This window comes from Bordetella bronchiseptica (assembly GCF_900636925.1).
Taxonomy (GTDB): Bacteria; Pseudomonadota; Gammaproteobacteria; order Burkholderiales; family Burkholderiaceae_B; genus Bordetella; species Bordetella pertussis.
Genome location: NZ_LR134326.1, coordinates 4,756,195 through 4,772,666 on the forward strand (window position 1 = coordinate 4,756,195; position 16,472 = coordinate 4,772,666).

Sequence of the window (16,472 nt, forward strand, 5' to 3'; positions counted from 1 at the left end):
GGGCACATGGAAGGTGTTAGTGAACTCCATCGACAAACTCCCCTGAATCAGTAGGCGCGGCGGCGCGCGCTTCGGCCTGCGTCAGCAGCTCCAGCAGTCGCACCGGCGTAAGCGGAAACTCGGTCACGCGCACCCCGCAATGGGCCACGGCGTGCTCCACGGCGCCGACCACGGCCGCGGCCACCGGAATGGTGGCGCACTCTCCCACGCCCTTGACGCCCAGCGGGTTCAAGGGGGTGGGAGAGGGCTGGAACACCACCTCGATGGGCGGCACTTCCGGCGCGGTGGGCAGCAGGTATTCGGCAAACGTGGTGCTCAGGGGCTGGCCGGCGGCGTCATAGCCCATCCACTCGAACAAGGCATTGCCGATGCCGTGCACGACCCCGCCGTGCACCTGGCCCTCGGCCAGTTGCGGATTGATGATGCGGCCGCTGTCCTGCGCCGCCACATAGCGCACGATCTCTATGGCCCCGGTGGCGGGGTCGACCTCGACCTCGCATACATGCGAGGCGCCGGCGTAGGTCTGCGCGTCGCAGTGGAAGTACGCGGTGGCGTCCAGCCCGGGATCGCCCGGGCTGACCAGCGCATAGCCCGGCACCCCTTTGCGCAGCATGGCAAGCCGCGCCAGCGACACCGACTGTCCGTCGGGCGCGCGCACTTCGCCATCGGCCAGTTCCAGCGTTTCGGCCTCGGCCTTGAGCACCGCCGCCGCCGTCTCCAGCGCCTGCCGCCGCACCTGGGCGGCGGCCTGGTCGACCGCCGAACCGGCCATGATGGCCTGGCGGCTGGCGAAACCGCCCATGCCGTAGCCCACGTAGGCGGTATCGCCGGCCTGCACCTCGACCGCCGCGACCGGCACGCCCAGGTGCCCGGCGCAGATCTGCGCCAGCGTCGTCTTGATGCCCTGGCCCATGGCCAGGGCGCCGGTGTAGATCGACACCTGGCCCGACGGCTGGACGCGCACGCGCGCCACCTCGAACGGGCCGCGCCCGGTGGGCTTGACGCTGTTTGCCACCGCGATGCCGCGCCAGCGGCCGCGCGCCAGGGCCGCATCGCGCCGCACCGCGAAGCCGTCATAATCGGACGCCTGCAGCGCGCATGCCTGCAGGGCGGGAAAATCGCCGCTGTCTATGGTCAGCGGCATTCCCGCGCGCGACTTCAACGGCTTGGTGTAGGGAATCTTGGCCGGGCCGATCAGGTTGCGGCGGCGGCATTCGCCCGGGTCGATGCCCAACTCGGCCGCCACCCTGTCCATCATGCGCTCCATGACGAAGGCCGCCTGCGGATATCCCGCGCCACGCACCGTGGCCACCGGCACCTTGTTGGTATAGGCCACGCTCACATCGAGCGAGAACGCCGGCACCACGTAGGGGCCGGTCATGGACGAGGCGGCGTTGTACGGCACATTGGTGCCCTGCGGCGTATACGCGCCGTTGTCGTGCACGAAGTTGCCGCGTATGCCGAGCACATGGCCCTGGTCGTCGATGGCCATCGCCACCTTCCAGTACTGGTCGCGCTCCTGGATCGAGGTCGTGAAATGCTCGCGCCGGTCCTCCACCCACTTGACCGGGCGGCCCAGCTTGCGCGCGGCGGCGGGAATCGCCATTTCCTCGGGATAAATCATGAACTTGGCGCCGAACCCGCCGCCCACGTCGGGCGTCACCACGCGCAGGCGGTCCTCGGGCTGGCCCAGCATCAGGGCCAGCGTGTAATGCAGTTCGTGGGCCATCTGGGTCGAGGACCACACGGTCAGCGTGTCGGTGGCGCGGTCCATGCGGGCCAGCACGCCGCGCCCTTCCATGGGATGCGCGCAGCCCCGATGCACCCAGAAATCGTCTTCCAGCACCCGGTGCGCCTGCGCGAAAGCCGTCTCGCAGTCGCCATAGGCCAGCGTGTACTGCTGCAGAATGTTCGACGCGAGCTCGCCGCGCACCAGCGGCGCATCGGGCCGCAACGCATCGCGGCAATCCACCACCGCTCCCAGCACTTCATATTCGATCGCCACCCGCGCCGCCGCGTCCTCGGCGATGTGGCGGCTGTCGGCCACCACCACCGCGATGGCCTCGCCGACGAACGCCACCTCGCGCTCGGCCAGCACGAACGGCGTCGTGTCATCGGGCAGCGCCGCCAGCGGGAACCCCAGCGGCATGCGCCAGGACGTCAACTGGCCGAACAGGTCGCGCGCCCCATAGACCGCGGCCACGCCCGGCACCGCGCGGGCGGCCGACAGGTCGATCGAGACAAGGCGCGCATGGGCATGCGGGCTGCGCACGAAGCAGGCATGCAGCACGCCCTCGACCTCGATATCGTCCAGGAAGCGCGCCTGGCCGCGCAGCAGCGCATCGTCCTCGATACGGGGCGCGCTGCGGCCCAGTCCGGGGCTTGTCGCATCAGTCATGACCGGCCTCCGCGCGCATCAGCTGCGCCGCGCGCAGCACCGCGGCCACGATGTTCTGATACCCGGTGCAGCGGCACAGGTGGCCCGAGAGCACGTCGCGCACCTGCACCTCATCGGGATCAGGGTTGGCCGCCAGCAGCTCGGCCACCGACATCAGGATGCCCGGCGTGCAATAACCGCATTGCAGCGCATGCAGTTCATGGAACGCCTGCTGGATCGGATGCAGCGCGTCGTCTTCGCCGGCCAGTCCCTCGATGGTATCGACCCGGCTGTCCTGCGCCTGCACCGCCAGCATCAGGCAACTGCGCGTCGAATAGCCATCGACCAGCACGGTACAGGCGCCGCACACCCCGTGCTCGCAACCGATGTGCGTGCCGGTCAGCCCCAGCTCGCCGCGCAGGAAATCGGCCAGATGCATGCGCGGCTCGGCGCAACCGCCGCAAGCGCGCCCGTTGACCGTCAACGAAACGTGCTGCGCGGTGGATTCGGTGATATCGCTCATTCGCTTTCCTTGGCGCGCGCCACCGCCTGCGTGAGGGCGCGCTCGGTCAACACGCGCGCCAGCCGCTGGCGGTACCACGACGGCACATAACTGTCGGCCTTGGCGTCGATGGCGGCGCACAGCGCCGCCGCCCGCGCCAGCGTGGCGGGCTCGGCCGGCTGCCCAAGCAGCGCGGCTTCGGCCTGCGCCATGCGCACGGGTGTGGCCGCCACCCCGCCCAGGGTGATCGAGGCGCGCGCCACGCAGCCGGCGTCGTCGAGCAGCAGCAGCACCGCCACCGACACAATGGCGAAGTCGCCATGGCGGCGCGCGAACTCCACGAAGGCATGGCCATGGCCGGCCGGCCATGGCGTCACCGCCAGGCCGACCAGCATTTCGTCGGGTTCGAGCGCCGGCGTCATGTAGCCGGCCGGAAAATCCGCCATCGCCAGGGTGCGCGTGCCGCGTACGCTGGCCACCGACAGGGTCGCGTCCATGGCCAGCGCCACGGTCGGGATCTCCGCCGACGGATCCAGCTGGCACAGGCTGCCGCCCACCGTGCCGCGGTTACGGGTCTGGCGATGGCCGACCTGCAGCACCGCCTCGCGCCACAGCGGCAAATGCTGCGCCACCAGCGGCGAGAACTCGATCTCGCGCTGGCGCGTCATCGCGCCAATGCAGACTTCGCCCTGCTCGTGGCGGATGTACGCCAGCTCGGGAACCCGGTTGATGTCGATCAGGCAGTCCGGAAACGCGAACCGCATGTTCAGCATCGCCACCAGCGACTGGCCGCCGGCCAGCACGCGCGCATTGTCGTGCTCGCTGAGCAACTGCAGGGCCTGCGGCAACGAAGCAGGCGCGTGATACTGCAAGGCCGGCGCTTTCATGGTTCGGGCTGCCTCTCAGATCTTGGACAAGTCCAGCGAAGAGGCCGCGAACAGCTCCTCGGGCTTGACCAGGCGGCGCGACAGGCCCTGGCCGTAGTGATAGCGCGCGAAGGTCTCTATCACATGGCGATTGGCATCCAGCCCGTACGGCCAGTAATCGTCGCCCATCAGTTCGCGCGCCGCGTTGTAGTGGTGCACCATCCAGGGCAACGTCACGGCCAGGTGGCAGATCTCGTTGAGCTCCTTGACCGCCAGCATCTTGGCCTTGAGGAAGGCCTTGTAGACGCTGACCGGCAGCCAGGGGTTCTGCTCGACCAGGGACCTGCGGATGCCCACCATGTGCATGATGGGGAAGATGCGGGTCTCGCGGAAGTAATCCTGCTCGGTCTTCAGGTAGTCGTTGAACAGGCGACCCACGTTGGGCGCGCCGCGCAGAAAGCACGAGGGAGCCCGCGCACCGATATAGCCATCGATCTCGCCCGCCTCCAGCATGTCCGACAGGGTCTTGTCGTCGGGAATCTGCTGCAGGTCGATACCGTCGGGCAGTTCGATCGGCGCCCGCTCGCCGCGGCCTGGCTCTTCGATGCCGCCCCGGCGCCACTTGATGTCTTGCGGCTTGACGCCATAGGCGTCTTCCAGGATGCCGCGGATCCACACGTTGGCGGTGATCTGGTACTCGGGCACCCCGATGGTCTTGCCGCGCAGGTCCTGCGGCGTGTCGATGCCGCGGTCCGTGCGCACATAAATGCCCGAATGGCGGAACACGCGCGACAGGAACGCCGGAATGGCGATGTATTCGTTGTCGCCGCGAGCCGTGGTCATCATATGACTGCTCATCGAGATCTCGGTGACGTCGTACTCGTGGTAGCGGAAGGCCCGATGAAACGCCTCCTCCGGCTCCAGCGGCACGGCCGTGACCTCGCAGCCCTCGATGGGCGCGCGCCCGTCGAACAAGGCGCGCGTGCGATCGTAGTCGCCGCAGGAAAGGCTGATCTTCAGTTTGCTGCTCATGCTTGCATCTCCCAGGGGTCAGTCCACTTTCAGGCCGATCTGCTTGGTCAGCGCCGAAAAGCGGTCGATATCGGTTTCCACCATTTTCTGGAACACTTCCGGGCCGTCGCTGGCGGTGCTGTAGCCCAGGTCGGCCAGTTTCTTCTGCACGTCATCGCGCTGCATCACCTTGGCGATGCCGTCGTACAGCTTCTGGCGCACCGCCATCGGCGTGGCGCCCGGCACCAGCAGGCCGTGCCACTGGTTCAGCTCGTACCCGGCCACGCCCTGCTCGGCCACCGTGGGCACCTCGGGCAGCAGCGCCGAGCGCTCCTTGGAGGTCACCGCCAAGGCCTGCAGCTTGCCTGCCTTGATGAAGGGAATCGCGCTCGAGGCGGTCACCACGGCCAGGCCGATCTGGCTGCCCAGCACGTCGTTGAGCGCCGGCCCGCAGCCCTTGTACGGCACGTGCACCATATGCGTCTTGGCGCTGACGTTGAGCAGCTCGCCGGCCAGATGCTGCGGCGTGCCGTTGCCGCACGAGCCGTAGGTAACCTGGGTGTTGGTCTGCTTGGCCGCGGCCATCAGCTCGCCCAGCGTCTTGTACTTGGAGCCGGCCGGCACCACGAATACCGACGGCACATAGGCCACGTTGATGACGGCGGCGAAGTCCTTCTTCGGATCGAACGGCAGGTTGCGGAACACGCCCGGATTGACGGCGAACGAGCTGTTGACCATCAGCAGCGAATAGCCGTCCGGCGCGCGGTCGGCCACCAGGCGCGCGCCCACGTTGCCGCTGGCGCCCGGCCGGTTCTCGACCACGGCGGTCTGCCCCAGGCTCTCGGTGAGATAGTTGCCGATCAGACGCGCCAGCATATCGGTCCCCCCGCCAGGCGGAAAGGTGACGATGATGTCGAGCGGCTTGTTCGGGAAGTCGCCGGTGGCGGCGAAGGAACCGTTCGCGGCACAGGCGCTGACGCCGACAGCGGCGGCGATGCGGGCGACTTTGGCTAGAAAACGACGGCGTTGCATCTGTATTCCCCTTGTGGCCGCCGCCCGCAGAATGCGGGCGGCTGGATCTTGATCGGAACAACAAACAGCCAGGTGCTTCTATGCTTCTACTCAGTACACTGAATTAATTGCGCATAGTACTGAATAATTGTCCGGTGTCAATATCGGGGGATTCCCTGCCGCGGCTTCTCGCGCTCAGACGCAAACAAGCCTGCCCCACGGGGACAGGCTTCGGTACGGGCGCGGGCGGATACGGGGCGCGCTACATGCCGGCCCAGTGCGGGCCCGGCACTTCGATGTCGAACAGTTCGAGCACGCGCGCCACGGTGTGGTCGACCATCTCTTCGATGGAGGCCGGGCGGTGGTAGAACGCGGGCAGCGGCGGAAAGATGATGCCGCCCATTTCGGTGACGGCGGTCATATTGCGCAAGTGGGCCAGGTTGAACGGCGTTTCGCGCACCATCATGACCAGCCGGCGGCGCTCCTTGAGCGTGACGTCGGCGGCGCGGGTGATGAGATTATCGGACAGGCCGTGCGCCACGGCCGCCAGCGTGCGCATCGAGCACGGCACGATCACCATGCCGGCGGTCTGGAACGCGCCGCTGGCCAGTGTGGCGCCGACATCGCGCACGCTGTGCACGTGGTCGGCCAGCGCCTGGACATCGTGCCGGCCCACGTCCAGTTCGTGCTTGATATTGAGCACGCCCGAAGCCGACACGATCAGGTGCGACTCGACGTCGGACACGCCACGCAGCGCCTGCAGCAGGCGCACGGCGTAGATGGCGCCGGTGGCGCCCGTGATGCCGACGACCAGCCGCCGCATGGACTCAGGCCGTCGCGCCGGAGTCATCGAGCAGCTGCTTGAGCTCGCCGCTTTCGTTCATCTCGGACATGATGTCCGAACCGCCGATGAATTCGCCGCCGACGTACAGCTGCGGAATCGTCGGCCAGTTGGAAAACGTCTTGATGGCCTGGCGGACTTCGTCGTCTTCCAGCACATTGACGGTCACCAGCTTCTTGACGCCGCAGCCTTTCAGGATCTGGATCGCGCGGCCCGAAAAGCCGCATTGCGGAAACTGGGCAGTGCCCTTCATGAACAGCACGACGGGGTGCTGCGTCACGGTTTCGCGGATGAATTCTTGCACGTCGCTCATAGGGGGGCTCGCAAAGGGAAGTAGCTCAACAGCTCAATTATAGGTATCCACCGGAAATCCGCTCGATCCCGGCCAGATCGCGCCGGCTGTGCACCTCGCGCAGCCCGGCCTGCCGCAGCAGCGCCCGTGCCGCCTCGGCCTGGTCCCAGCCGTGTTCCATCCAGATGGCGCCGCCAGGCAGAAGGCGCCCGGGCGCCCCGCCGGCGATGCGCGCCAGCGCCGCCAGCCCATCGTTTTCGTCGGTCAGCGCGCCGCGCGGCTCGAAACGCAGGTCGCCCTGCGCCAGATGCGCGTCCTCGCGCGCGATATAGGGGGGGTTGGAGACGATCAGGTCGTAGCGGTCCTGCGCCGGCAAGGCCTCGTACCAGTCGCCCGCCAGGCAGCGCACCCGCGCGCCCAGCCGCTGCGCGTTACCCTCGGCCACCGCCAGCGCGGCCGCGCTCAGGTCGGTGGCCGTCACCTCGGCCTGCGGGCAACCCAGCGCCACCGACACGGCGATGGCGCCGCTGCCGGTGCCCAGGTCCAGCACGCGCGGCGCGGCGCGGCCTTGCAGCCAATGCAGCGCCGTCTCCACCAGCAGCTCGGTATCCGGACGCGGAATCAGTACATCCGGCGTCAGCGCGAACCAATGCCCCATGAACTCGCGCCCGCCCAGCAGATAGGCCATGGGCTCGCCAGCCAGGCGGCGCGCCGCCAGCTGCCGCCAGGCCGCCTCGTGCGCGGGCTCGACCGGGTCGGTATCGTGCGCCAGCAGCCAGGCGCGCGAGCGGCCCAGCACGTGCTCGGCGAGCATACGCGCCTCCAGCCGGGGCAGGCCCGGGTCGGCCAGCAGGTCCTTGAGCAAGGTCATCGCCCGCGCATCACAGATCGTGGCCCAGCGCCGCCAGTTGCTCGGCCTGGTGCTCGGCCAGCAGCGCGCCGGTCAGCTCGTCCAGGTCGCCTTCCATGATCTGCTGCAGCTTGTACAGCGTCAGGTTGATGCGATGGTCGGTCACGCGGCCCTGCGGATAGTTATAGGTGCGGATGCGCTCGGAGCGGTCGCCCGAGCCGATCAGGCTCTTGCGCTCGGCGGCCTCCTTGCTCTGGCGTTCGCGCATTTCCTTGTCCTTCAGGCGCGCGGCCAGCACCTGCATGGCCTTGTCCTTGTTGCGGTGCTGCGAGCGGTCGTCCTGGCACTCCACCACCAGGCCGGTCGGCACGTGCGTGATGCGCACCGCCGAATCGGTCTTGTTGATGTGCTGCCCGCCCGCCCCGCTGGCGCGGAACGTATCGATGCGCAGATCGCTGGGGTTGATCACGATGTCGGACATCGCGTCGGCCTCGGGCATCACCGCCACCGTGCATGCCGACGTATGGATGCGGCCCTGCGCCTCCGTGGCCGGCACGCGCTGCACGCGATGCGCGCCGGACTCGAACTTCAGCCGGCCATAGGCGCCGTCGCCATCGATGCGCGCGATCACTTCCTTGTAGCCGCCCAGCTCCGACTCGCTCTCCGACATGATCTCCACGCGCCAACCCCGCGTTTCCGCGTAGCGCGTATACATGCGCAGCAGGTCGCCGGAGAACAGCGCGCTTTCGTCGCCGCCCGTGCCGGCACGGATTTCCAGGAACAGGCTGCGGCCATCGTCGGGATCGCGCGGCAGCAGCAGCAACTGCAACGCCGCCTCCATCTCCTCGATGCGCGCGCGGCCGGTCTTGATCTCGTCCTCGGCCATGGCCTTCATGTCGGGATCGGACAGCATCTCCTGCGCGGTGGCCACATCGGCCTCGACGCCCAGGAACGCATTGAACGCCTCGACGACCGGCTCCAGCTCGGCGCGCTCGCGCGACAGCTTGCGAAAACGGTCCATATCGGCCGCCGTTTCCGGCTCGGCCAGCAAGGCGTCGACTTCGATGAGACGGTGGGCCAACTGCTCGAGTCGGCTGCGCATGGACGGTTTCATGGGCGTTCGGTATCAGGAAGGAATGGACACAAGCGGACGCCCGGCGCACGAACGCCCGCCGCGAAGGCGGGGTCTGGCGCGCGCAGCTAACGGCGGGAATCGCGGCCGGGAAACAGGCGCGGCACCCAGGCCAGCAGCTGGCGGCGTTCGTCGCCCTCGCTGCGGTTGAGCGCGGCCAGCGGGCCATGCAGGTACTTCTGCGTCAGCCCGTGCGCCAGCTGTTCCAGCACGGCCTCGGGCGACTCGCCGCGCGCCAGCATGCGGCGCGCGCGCTCGAGCTCGGCGGCCCGCACGTCGTCGGCGGCCTGATGCAGGTCGCGGATCACGGGCACGACTTCGCGCGACTGCATCCAGTGCATGAAGCCCTGCACGCGCGTCTCGATGATGGCCTCGGCCTGCACCACCGCCGCGCGGCGCGCGTCGGTGCCGCTTTGCACCAGCCGGCCCAGGTCGTCCACCGAATACAGATACACGTCGTCCAGGCGGCCCACTTCGGGCTCGATATCGCGCGGCACCGCCAGGTCGATCATCACCATGGGGCGATGCCGGCGCTGGCGCGTGGCGCGTTCGACCATGCCCAGCCCCAGGATGGGCAGGGAACTGGCCGTACAGGAAACAATGACGTCGAACTCGGCCAGCCGTTCGGTCAGGTCGGCCAGCTTCATGGTCTGGGCCGAGAACCGGCCCGCCAGGGTCTCGGCGCGCTCGATGGTGCGATTGGCCACCACCATGCTGCGCGGGCGCTGGGCCGCGAAGTGCGTGGCGCACAGTTCGATCATCTCGCCGGCGCCGATGAACAGCGTGCGCGCGTCTTCCAGCTGGCCGAACACGCGCTCGGCCAGCCGCACCGCGGCGGCGGCCATCGACACCGAATGCGCGCCGATGGCGGTCTGCGAACGCACTTCCTTGGCCACCGAGAATGTGCGCTGGAACAATTGATGCAGCAGCGTGCCCAGCGCGCCGGCCTCGTTGGCCGCGCGCACCGCGTCTTTCATCTGGCCCAGGATCTGCGGCTCGCCCAGCACCATGGAATCCAGGCCGCTGGCCACGCGGAACGCATGGCGCACGGCATCGTCGTGCTGGTGGCGGTACAGGTGCGGGCGCAAGGCCGCGGCTTCCAGCCGGTTGTGCTCGGCCAGCCAGGCCGGCAGATGCTCGGCCACCTGGCCCTCGGCCGCGCAATAGAGTTCGGTACGATTACAGGTCGACAGGATCGCCGCCTCGCGCACCGCGCCGCCGAACGTCGCGCGCAGGCCTTCCAGCGCGGGCTTGACCAAGTCCACGGGCATGGAAACGCGCTCGCGCACCGAGACCGGGGCGGAGGTGTGATTCAGACCGAAGGCAAGAACGGCGACTGACATGAAAGGCTGGGATGGGCAAGCGCCCGGCGCAAAGCTGCTAATTTTGTAACAGCGACCGCCAAGGATTATACCCCGTACCCCCCTGCCCGGCCCCCTATACCCCTGCGGCCGGCGCGCCGGACGCGGCGGTCCCGCCACGGCACCCGGGGTGCGCCGCTTTTGCGCAATCGCTGCGCAAGTGCGCGGCTTTTTTCACACAAGCGGGCGGCGCGCGTGCACGGACTCGAAAATTTGTGTATAGTTGCGGACTTCGTTGGCCTGGTAGCTCAGTCGGTAGAGCAGAGGATTGAAAATCCTTGTGTCGGTGGTTCGATTCCGCCCCAGGCCACCAAGAATTCGATGCCCAGCCCTTGCGCTGGGCATTTTCTTTTGTGTATCAGGGACTTGGGCGAGAAATCGCACCCATAATGTCCCAAGTCGTGTCGTTACATCCCACGTTTGCCCGTACCCTGGGCCGTACCCTAGAGTGATCCCATGAAAAACGCCCCCTGGGGGTACGGGTAGGGATCATGGGACTGCTGACTGAGACACAAATCCGAGCCGCCAAACCTGGCGAGAAAGGGTATTTCCTCAACGATGGCGACAACCTGTTCCTGCGCATACGCAGTACGGGTATCCATCTGGTATCCCTCGTTCGATTCGTGTGGCCGCAAATTCGCCCGCGCTATCGAATGCACGCTAGACGTAGAACTACGTACAGCGCGCAAAATCAGACGAATGCACGGTCAGATCCGCCCTGCGTGCATGAAACGGCCTGCAGCAACGCGAAGCCGGGGCCGGGGTTGGAGGGCATCGGCCCACACTCATCTTTTTAGGGGAGCGCCTAAAATGCCAGCCCGCAGCCCAACCTACCGCCAATCATGTAGCGACGCACAGGACCACGCGAGATGACTGACAAGACATTCGTATACAAAAACGCATCCGGCCGGTGGATATCGGGTTTCCCGACGCGGCAAGCAGCGGTTGACGCCGGCACGGCGAGCGGGCTGACACAGTTTGAGACGGCCAGCGTGTCAACGGACTCCCCAGCGTACTTTGTGCGCTTTCTCGCCTCCACGGCGCTATCCAAGATGATCGACGGTATGGAAAGCGGGGAAGGCAGCGGTCATGTCGTGGACAGTGATGCGGCACGTACCGCCCTTCAAAAAATCGCATCAGCCAACATCGGCGATTTATTCGGAGAGGATTCCGATAAGAAATCGGATTGGCCGCTGGTCGTCGATTTGATGAACCGCCTGCAAGCGGCGACAGAGGCGTGGTTTGCCGAGAATGGGCTGGCCTCGGTACAACTTGGCTACGTGGACTGCGGCAGCACGCAACTGCACATCGCGGGCACGTCGCTAAACGTGCCCTTGCTTTGATTCTGGCGACAGGTGAAAGACAGTGTGAAGAAATCGATTGCGACCTTCGATATTTCGATCGACGTGCACGGTACTGGCGTGTTCACGGCGAACCGTCTGCCTGTGTCGGCTGACTGTCGGGTTCCTGTCGTGTCGCCCTCTCGCCCGGTTCCCCATACTTCGCCCCATCGGTCGAACACTATGGAGCTACGACATGAACACCACCGACACCGCGCAACAAAGCCGCCTGCTGACGCCCGAGGAACTAGCCGCCTGCATCAAGTTGTTCCGGGAAGTCCGGCAATGGTCCCAGGAGCAGTTGGCGGCAATCTCCGGCCTGAATGTGCGGACGATCCAACGAGTTGAACACGGGCAGGTAGCAAGCCTCGACACCCGCCGGGCGCTAGCCCGCGCCTTCGATTTCGAGGACATCGATGCGCTGAACAAGCCGTTCACCATCCCGTCCGAAGAAGAAGCCAAGGCAGCCAAGGAAAAGTTCGACCGGGAACACGTCACGTTGAAGGCAATTTCGCTGACCTCCGGCAGACAGTTGGCCCGGCTGGCGGAAGCCTGCTCGATGGATATGTCGGAGCCGGCCTTCGAGCTGCCGCGCGAGGCCGAGGAAAACTTCGCCGCGCTGGTGGACTACTTCCGCGAATACCGGGATTGCGTCGATGCCTACTCCGAAACGCAGAAACTCGATGTGCATGACGACATGCAGTCCTATATCGACACGCTCAAGACGCTCGGCGTTTCGCTGTGCTATGCCGAGCGCACGATGAAGGTGAAATGGGGCATGGACGCGGACAGCGCACCCATGCCGGTCAACGTAGCCTATATCGTGGGTTTCCCGGTCGGGAAAGAACCGGAACAATTTGCCACCCCGAAGACTGGCCAAATCCGGTTGTAATCGAAGAAGGCGCCGCACCCGCCATTGGCAGGACGGAACCCTGATCGCGTCAGTCCGAGGCCGACGCGATCATCGCTTGTAGATGATCGAGAACGCTCGACTCGACGAAAGCGTAAGGCTGCTCGTCCGCGATGGGCATCGAAACTCTACTTTCTGAGACGATGTCCCATAGAGCGGGCTAGGCCATCCAAACCGGGGAATAGGCTTTCATCGGTAATGCCCATCATGCGCAAGTGCTTGCGAAAGGTTCCATGCAAGGATTTGGGAATCCTCATCTTGAGGCACATGACGGCAGGCTCAAATTCGATTTCCAGATGCGATAGCACAGCATCGGCATCCTGCTCAATAAATCCTATGTCCTCTATAGGTTCGTCGACGAATGTGGCATATAGGTTATCCATGAACGTCTTGGGGCGATTGCTCTTACCCAGATCGGCGGGGGCCAAGAACACACCTTGTTGACGGGCAAGGCGCTCGGACCACTTATTTGATGACAGGGATACAAGATGTGCTTTCGGCGAGGGCTTGTCGGTATTGGCGATTATCTGGTTGATAGTGTCGATATGCAGGTTGTTTACTTCGTCTCGAAGTTTTTTACCTGGCTCATAGGGGAGAGAAAACTTCTTCGCCATTCGCTCCCGCGCCTCAATATCGTATATGGCCCAAATTGCAGCATCCTGCCTTGCAGCGGCCACGGCAAAGTAGGCCGCGACATAAGGCGAATTGGAAAAGTCCAACAACCTCGTGGGACACCCATGATGCTGCAACAGCGCTAGCCACTCGAATTTGTTGTCGTATTCTGGCGAATGATTCGCGTAGAGGTGGTACTTCTGTCGAAACTCGTTCAGCATCCAATACTCATTGAGTTCCGCCCCTTTCATAAGAGGCTCATGGTCCTGGATGGCGCGTTCGAGAGAGGAGCTGAGCGGCCATTCGGCGTCGGCTTGCCCTCGAAAGACGAATCCGTGGGCGTGCTCGACCACTTTCACTAACTGCGTATAGTCAGTCAAGGTGATGTCGCTGAATTTTGCTATCACGTGGTTATTCCTTGGCATGGGCACGCAGGCTGGTGGCATTTTGCGAGATCGTAGAGTGATTTTATGCGACAGAGAACGGTCGAGGCTGCGTAAAATTTTGGAAGCTCTGTAGGTTTTTTTCAATTACGTAAATGCCTATGACTCCCTCCGCCCCTTCTGTTTCTTCGATGCCTTCCTTGCCTGACGTTGGTGAGGCCTCGGTGTTCACTTACGAGCAAGTAGCGGCGCGTGTACAGCAGATTCGCGACGTGTTAGCCAAGCGAAATGTACGAATGCGGTCTGGAAGTGCGCTAGATCAGTTGCTGCGCCGCGCGGAAGGTTTGAATCAGAAATGGGAAAACGGCACGATTCCTGAACTTCTGGCAAAACTCGATGACTCTGTGGGCAAAGAGCGGGATGCCTTTGTTCAATCCTTGGCGCAGCATTACCGCATGGCCGCAGACGCATTGCACGTCAACCGCCTGACATCGGCCGTGCTGACGGTGCAGGATGATCCTAGCGTGCAGCAACCGTTGCAGCGAATGGCGAGTGGCATTATGCAACCGGACAATCGCAAGCCGTCGCAAGCCAAGGATGCCCTGTGGGAAATTGTGTTGTTAGCCCACTTACGAGACTGTGGCCTAGCCGCAAAATTTCAAGATCCCCCGGATATTGTTATGGCATTGGATGGCCGTGAATACCCTGTGGCATGCAAAAAGGTCTGGTCCGAAGAAGGTGTGGAGGACCATATCCGCAAAGGTGGAAAGCAACTTCGTCCGCTCGAGAATGGTGGGGTGATCGCTTTGAACCTGGATGACATCGTGCCTACGGATTCTTTGCTATGTCTGTCGAATCGAGCTGCCGCAGGGCAATTTTTGGATCGCTTCAATCTGGCGTTCATAGAACGTCACCGCGATTTGTTCGAGCAGGCGGTGATGGAAGGCCGGTGCGACGGCCTATGGATTTCGGTGGCTGCGGCAACCGTCCTAACGAACGATAATCCGTCGTTCAGCCTGTATACGCACGCAAGTATTTGGCATCTGAAGGATGCCAGCGCGGAAAGCATTGCCCGCTTGGAACGCTTTGCGGCTATTGTCGACGGAGTGGCTAGATGACGAGAGACAATATGATCGCTAAACCGCAATTTAAAGACAAGTTCATCGCCTTTATCGACATCCTTGGCTTCAAGGACATGATAGAAAACGCCGAGCGCGAAGAGGGCCGATCCATCGAAGAGATCCAAGACCTTCTCACGGAACTCGAACACCGCCAGAACCAAGAATTTTATGCCGCTCACGGCCCGCAAATTTGTCCGTGCAGCAATCGAGTCGAGCAGGGACTGGATTTCGAGATCGCACAAGTTTCCGACTGTGCCATCGTCTCCGCCGAGATTTCACCTGCAGGCGTGATTAATCTCATCCATCATTGCTGGGGCGCGGCCACCATGCTACTTACCAAGGGCGTGATGGTCCGAGGCTATATAACGCGCGGGCTAATCTACCATCAGGGCAGCACGTTCATGGGCACGGGCTATCACACCGCATATCAAAAAGAGGCAGGTGTCACAGCATTTAAAAAAGAGGCGGACGAAAAAGGTACGCCCTTTGTCGAGGTCGACCCAAGCGTCTCTTCTTATATCACCGAGCAGCCAGACTCCTGTGTACGCGAAATGTTTAGCCGCTTTGTAAAACGAGATGGCGACATGACGGTACTTTTCCCATTCAAAAACTTGTCCCACTCCTTCGCCATAGGGGGCTTTGGCATGCCAAAGTTCGACGCAGCAAAGGAGAAAAGAAACAACGACACCGTCAGGCGGAATCTGAACGAATTAAAAAAACGTGTACGTCAATACGTCGACCCTTCCAATGAAAAAGCCGCAGCTAAAGTTAGGCATTATATTTTTGCTTTAGACGAGCAACTCGCAATCTGCGATCAAACTGACGAGTTTGTCGACTCCTTGGGACGGCCGACTGGAATGACCTATGAAGAGTTATGCCGTTCTCTCTCGCAAGGGTCCAGCTAGCTGTGAAGATTCAATAGGTTGTATGCATGGTTCATCCGAACCGGATTTAAGAAACTGGAAATCGCCAAACCCCCAGTTCACTCAAGGAGCCCGGCCGGATGAACACCCATAAGCATGCCCGATTGACCTTCCTACGTCGACTCGAAATGGTCCAGCAATTGATCGCCCATCAAGTTTGTGTGCCTGAAGCGGCCCGCGCCTATGGGGTCACCCGTACCCCGACTTTTTTGTAACAATGGAGATTGGCTTAAACAGTGGCTCTCCGGCGAACTTTCGATTCCGCCCCAGGCCACCAAGAATTCGATGCCCAGCCCTTGCGCTGGGCATTTTCATTTGTGCGCCAGGGCCGCCTGGATCACGGGCAGCACGGCTCGCGTTATCCAGCCGGGTAGACGATGCCGCACCGCTTGCGTCCATTTGCTTGCCTGGCTGCGTCAGGCCCAGCGTATTGGCCGCGCTGGCGCCATGCGGCACGACGGTCTCGCCGCTTTGCTCGGCCAGGGCCTGGACGACCTTCTCGGGCGCAGGCGCCCGCGCGCCGAACCGGCTGGCGACCGGCGCCGTATAGGTGCCACGGGCCACGCGCACAGGATTCCACATGCCATTCGTCCGAAGCAGGCACGGCCCCTGGCCCAGGCTGTTCGAGAGTATCAGGGTGGCAGCGGCATTGCGTTTTCCCTGCATGGATCCTGAGACTCAGGAAAGTCCACGGTCTTGGCGCCGCAGCCAGGCCAAACCAGTCCGGGGAACATGACATCTTCATTACCATTTGGTCATGAAGCAGGCCGACAAGCACCGCCGGAGACGCCACGCTGCCGCGCCCATGCGCCGTCCAGGCTGGCACGGGCCCCGAGCCTGCACCGCCCTGGAGGGCGGCATGCCGTGTCGCGCGAGCGTTGCCGGACGGCCCATGCGCAAACGTCCCGCGTGCCCGGGCGCTGCTTGAGTACCGGGCCCA

16 protein-coding genes, 1 tRNA gene and 1 pseudogene are annotated in these 16,472 nt (G+C 63.9%); 6 read left to right on the forward strand and 12 right to left on the reverse strand.

Annotation, left to right across the window (positions count from 1 at the left end; genetic code table 11):
- Nucleotides 1-16: 16 nt before the first annotated feature.
- The 10 genes from EL288_RS22185 to hemA form a co-directional block, all read right to left on the reverse strand.
- A complete protein-coding gene (locus tag EL288_RS22185) occupies nt 17-2,398 on the reverse strand; it encodes a xanthine dehydrogenase family protein molybdopterin-binding subunit (RefSeq protein WP_003807632.1) in 2,382 nt (793 codons plus the stop codon).
- The gene (locus EL288_RS22190; RefSeq protein ID WP_010927446.1) at nt 2,391-2,900 is read right to left on the reverse strand and encodes a (2Fe-2S)-binding protein; all 510 of its coding nucleotides are present in this window, start codon (nt 2,898-2,900) and stop codon (nt 2,391-2,393) included. Before EL288_RS22190 ends, EL288_RS22185 begins: the two co-directional genes overlap by 8 nt.
- On the reverse strand, nt 2,897-3,766 hold the full coding sequence (locus EL288_RS22195) for an FAD binding domain-containing protein (RefSeq protein ID WP_003807629.1): 870 nt from the start codon (nt 3,764-3,766) through the stop codon (nt 2,897-2,899). The genes EL288_RS22190 and EL288_RS22195 overlap by 4 nt, the downstream gene beginning before the upstream one ends.
- A 15-nt stretch (nt 3,767-3,781) precedes the next feature.
- Nucleotides 3,782-4,777, reverse strand: coding sequence for an ABC transporter substrate-binding protein (locus tag EL288_RS22200; RefSeq protein WP_003807628.1), 996 nt, complete (start codon nt 4,775-4,777; stop codon nt 3,782-3,784).
- An 18-nt stretch (nt 4,778-4,795) separates the two neighbouring features.
- A complete protein-coding gene (locus tag EL288_RS22205) occupies nt 4,796-5,788 on the reverse strand; it encodes a tripartite tricarboxylate transporter substrate binding protein (protein WP_003807626.1) in 993 nt (330 codons plus the stop codon).
- A gap of 241 nt (nt 5,789-6,029) precedes the next feature.
- On the reverse strand, nt 6,030-6,590 hold the full coding sequence (locus EL288_RS22210; protein ID WP_003807624.1) for a UbiX family flavin prenyltransferase: 561 nt from the start codon (nt 6,588-6,590) through the stop codon (nt 6,030-6,032).
- Nucleotides 6,591-6,594: 4 nt separating this feature from the next.
- On the reverse strand, nt 6,595-6,921 hold the full coding sequence (gene grxD / locus EL288_RS22215; protein WP_003807622.1) for a Grx4 family monothiol glutaredoxin: 327 nt from the start codon (nt 6,919-6,921) through the stop codon (nt 6,595-6,597).
- 37 nt (nt 6,922-6,958) lie between these two features.
- Nucleotides 6,959-7,771 (reverse strand): peptide chain release factor N(5)-glutamine methyltransferase, encoded by an 813-nt coding sequence (prmC, locus tag EL288_RS22220; protein ID WP_033447974.1) that lies wholly within the window; start codon nt 7,769-7,771, stop codon nt 6,959-6,961.
- 10 nt (nt 7,772-7,781) lie between these two features.
- Nucleotides 7,782-8,864: a peptide chain release factor 1 gene (prfA, locus tag EL288_RS22225; RefSeq protein WP_003807618.1), complete on the reverse strand. Its 1,083-nt coding sequence runs from the start codon at nt 8,862-8,864 to the stop codon at nt 7,782-7,784.
- Between the two features lie 86 nt (nt 8,865-8,950).
- Complete coding sequence (hemA, locus tag EL288_RS22230; RefSeq protein ID WP_003807616.1) at nt 8,951-10,225, reverse strand: glutamyl-tRNA reductase; 1,275 nt, start codon at nt 10,223-10,225, stop codon at nt 8,951-8,953.
- A 255-nt stretch (nt 10,226-10,480) separates the two neighbouring features.
- Here hemA and EL288_RS22235 point away from each other — a divergent pair.
- The 3 genes from EL288_RS22235 (at nt 10,481) to EL288_RS22245 (ending at nt 12,475) form a co-directional block, all read left to right on the forward strand.
- Nucleotides 10,481-10,556: transfer RNA gene (locus EL288_RS22235), tRNA-Phe, on the forward strand.
- Between the two features lie 556 nt (nt 10,557-11,112).
- Nucleotides 11,113-11,586, forward strand: a complete 474-nt coding sequence (locus tag EL288_RS22240; RefSeq protein WP_033447365.1) for a hypothetical protein — start codon at nt 11,113-11,115, stop codon at nt 11,584-11,586.
- A 193-nt stretch (nt 11,587-11,779) separates the two neighbouring features.
- Nucleotides 11,780-12,475 carry a helix-turn-helix domain-containing protein gene (locus EL288_RS22245; protein ID WP_033447363.1) on the forward strand — a complete coding sequence of 232 codons (696 nt, stop codon included), beginning with the start codon at nt 11,780-11,782 and terminating at the stop codon, nt 12,473-12,475.
- Nucleotides 12,476-12,621: 146 nt separating this feature from the next.
- On the opposite strand, the gene EL288_RS22250 is transcribed toward EL288_RS22245, so the two are convergent.
- A complete protein-coding gene (locus tag EL288_RS22250) occupies nt 12,622-13,512 on the reverse strand; it encodes an FRG domain-containing protein (protein ID WP_050486104.1) in 891 nt (296 codons plus the stop codon).
- Between the two features lie 137 nt (nt 13,513-13,649).
- On the opposite strand from EL288_RS22250, the gene EL288_RS22255 reads away from it, so the two are divergent.
- The 3 genes and pseudogenes from EL288_RS22255 to EL288_RS22265 all read left to right on the forward strand — a co-directional run.
- A complete protein-coding gene (locus EL288_RS22255) occupies nt 13,650-14,606 on the forward strand; it encodes a hypothetical protein (RefSeq protein ID WP_126622033.1) in 957 nt (318 codons plus the stop codon).
- A gap of 11 nt (nt 14,607-14,617) precedes the next feature.
- A complete protein-coding gene (locus tag EL288_RS22260; protein WP_126622034.1) occupies nt 14,618-15,514 on the forward strand; it encodes a hypothetical protein in 897 nt (298 codons plus the stop codon).
- Nucleotides 15,515-15,612: 98 nt separating this feature from the next.
- A pseudogene (locus EL288_RS22265) lies at nt 15,613-15,726 on the forward strand (IS481-like element IS481 family transposase); the annotation flags it as partial.
- Here EL288_RS22265 and EL288_RS22270 read toward each other — a convergent pair.
- Nucleotides 15,722-16,198 carry a hypothetical protein gene (locus EL288_RS22270; protein WP_126622035.1) on the reverse strand — a complete coding sequence of 159 codons (477 nt, stop codon included), beginning with the start codon at nt 16,196-16,198 and terminating at the stop codon, nt 15,722-15,724. The pseudogene EL288_RS22265 and the gene EL288_RS22270 overlap by 5 nt on opposite strands.
- Nucleotides 16,199-16,472: the final 274 nt, after the last annotated feature.

Excerpts from the sequence above, each read along its gene's own strand:
- EL288_RS22240 (WP_033447365.1), top strand. The coding sequence starts at position 11,113 with ATGACTGACAAGACATTCGTATACAAAAACGCATCCGGCCGGTGGATA.
- hemA (WP_003807616.1), bottom strand. The coding sequence starts at position 10,225 with ATGTCAGTCGCCGTTCTTGCCTTCGGTCTGAATCACACCTCCGCCCCG.
- EL288_RS22270 (WP_126622035.1), bottom strand. The coding sequence starts at position 16,198 with ATGCAGGGAAAACGCAATGCCGCTGCCACCCTGATACTCTCGAACAGC.
- prmC (WP_033447974.1), bottom strand. The coding sequence starts at position 7,771 with ATGACCTTGCTCAAGGACCTGCTGGCCGACCCGGGCCTGCCCCGGCTG.
- grxD (WP_003807622.1), bottom strand. The coding sequence starts at position 6,921 with ATGAGCGACGTGCAAGAATTCATCCGCGAAACCGTGACGCAGCACCCC.
- EL288_RS22255 (WP_126622033.1), top strand. The coding sequence starts at position 13,650 with ATGACTCCCTCCGCCCCTTCTGTTTCTTCGATGCCTTCCTTGCCTGAC.
- EL288_RS22200 (WP_003807628.1), bottom strand. The coding sequence starts at position 4,777 with ATGAGCAGCAAACTGAAGATCAGCCTTTCCTGCGGCGACTACGATCGC.
- prfA (WP_003807618.1), bottom strand. The coding sequence starts at position 8,864 with ATGAAACCGTCCATGCGCAGCCGACTCGAGCAGTTGGCCCACCGTCTC.
- EL288_RS22260 (WP_126622034.1), top strand. The coding sequence starts at position 14,618 with ATGATCGCTAAACCGCAATTTAAAGACAAGTTCATCGCCTTTATCGAC.
- EL288_RS22245 (WP_033447363.1), top strand. The coding sequence starts at position 11,780 with ATGAACACCACCGACACCGCGCAACAAAGCCGCCTGCTGACGCCCGAG.
- EL288_RS22195 (WP_003807629.1), bottom strand. The coding sequence starts at position 3,766 with ATGAAAGCGCCGGCCTTGCAGTATCACGCGCCTGCTTCGTTGCCGCAG.
- EL288_RS22205 (WP_003807626.1), bottom strand. The coding sequence starts at position 5,788 with ATGCAACGCCGTCGTTTTCTAGCCAAAGTCGCCCGCATCGCCGCCGCT.
- EL288_RS22185 (WP_003807632.1), bottom strand. The coding sequence starts at position 2,398 with ATGACTGATGCGACAAGCCCCGGACTGGGCCGCAGCGCGCCCCGTATC.
- EL288_RS22190 (WP_010927446.1), bottom strand. The coding sequence starts at position 2,900 with ATGAGCGATATCACCGAATCCACCGCGCAGCACGTTTCGTTGACGGTC.
- EL288_RS22210 (WP_003807624.1), bottom strand. The coding sequence starts at position 6,590 with ATGCGGCGGCTGGTCGTCGGCATCACGGGCGCCACCGGCGCCATCTAC.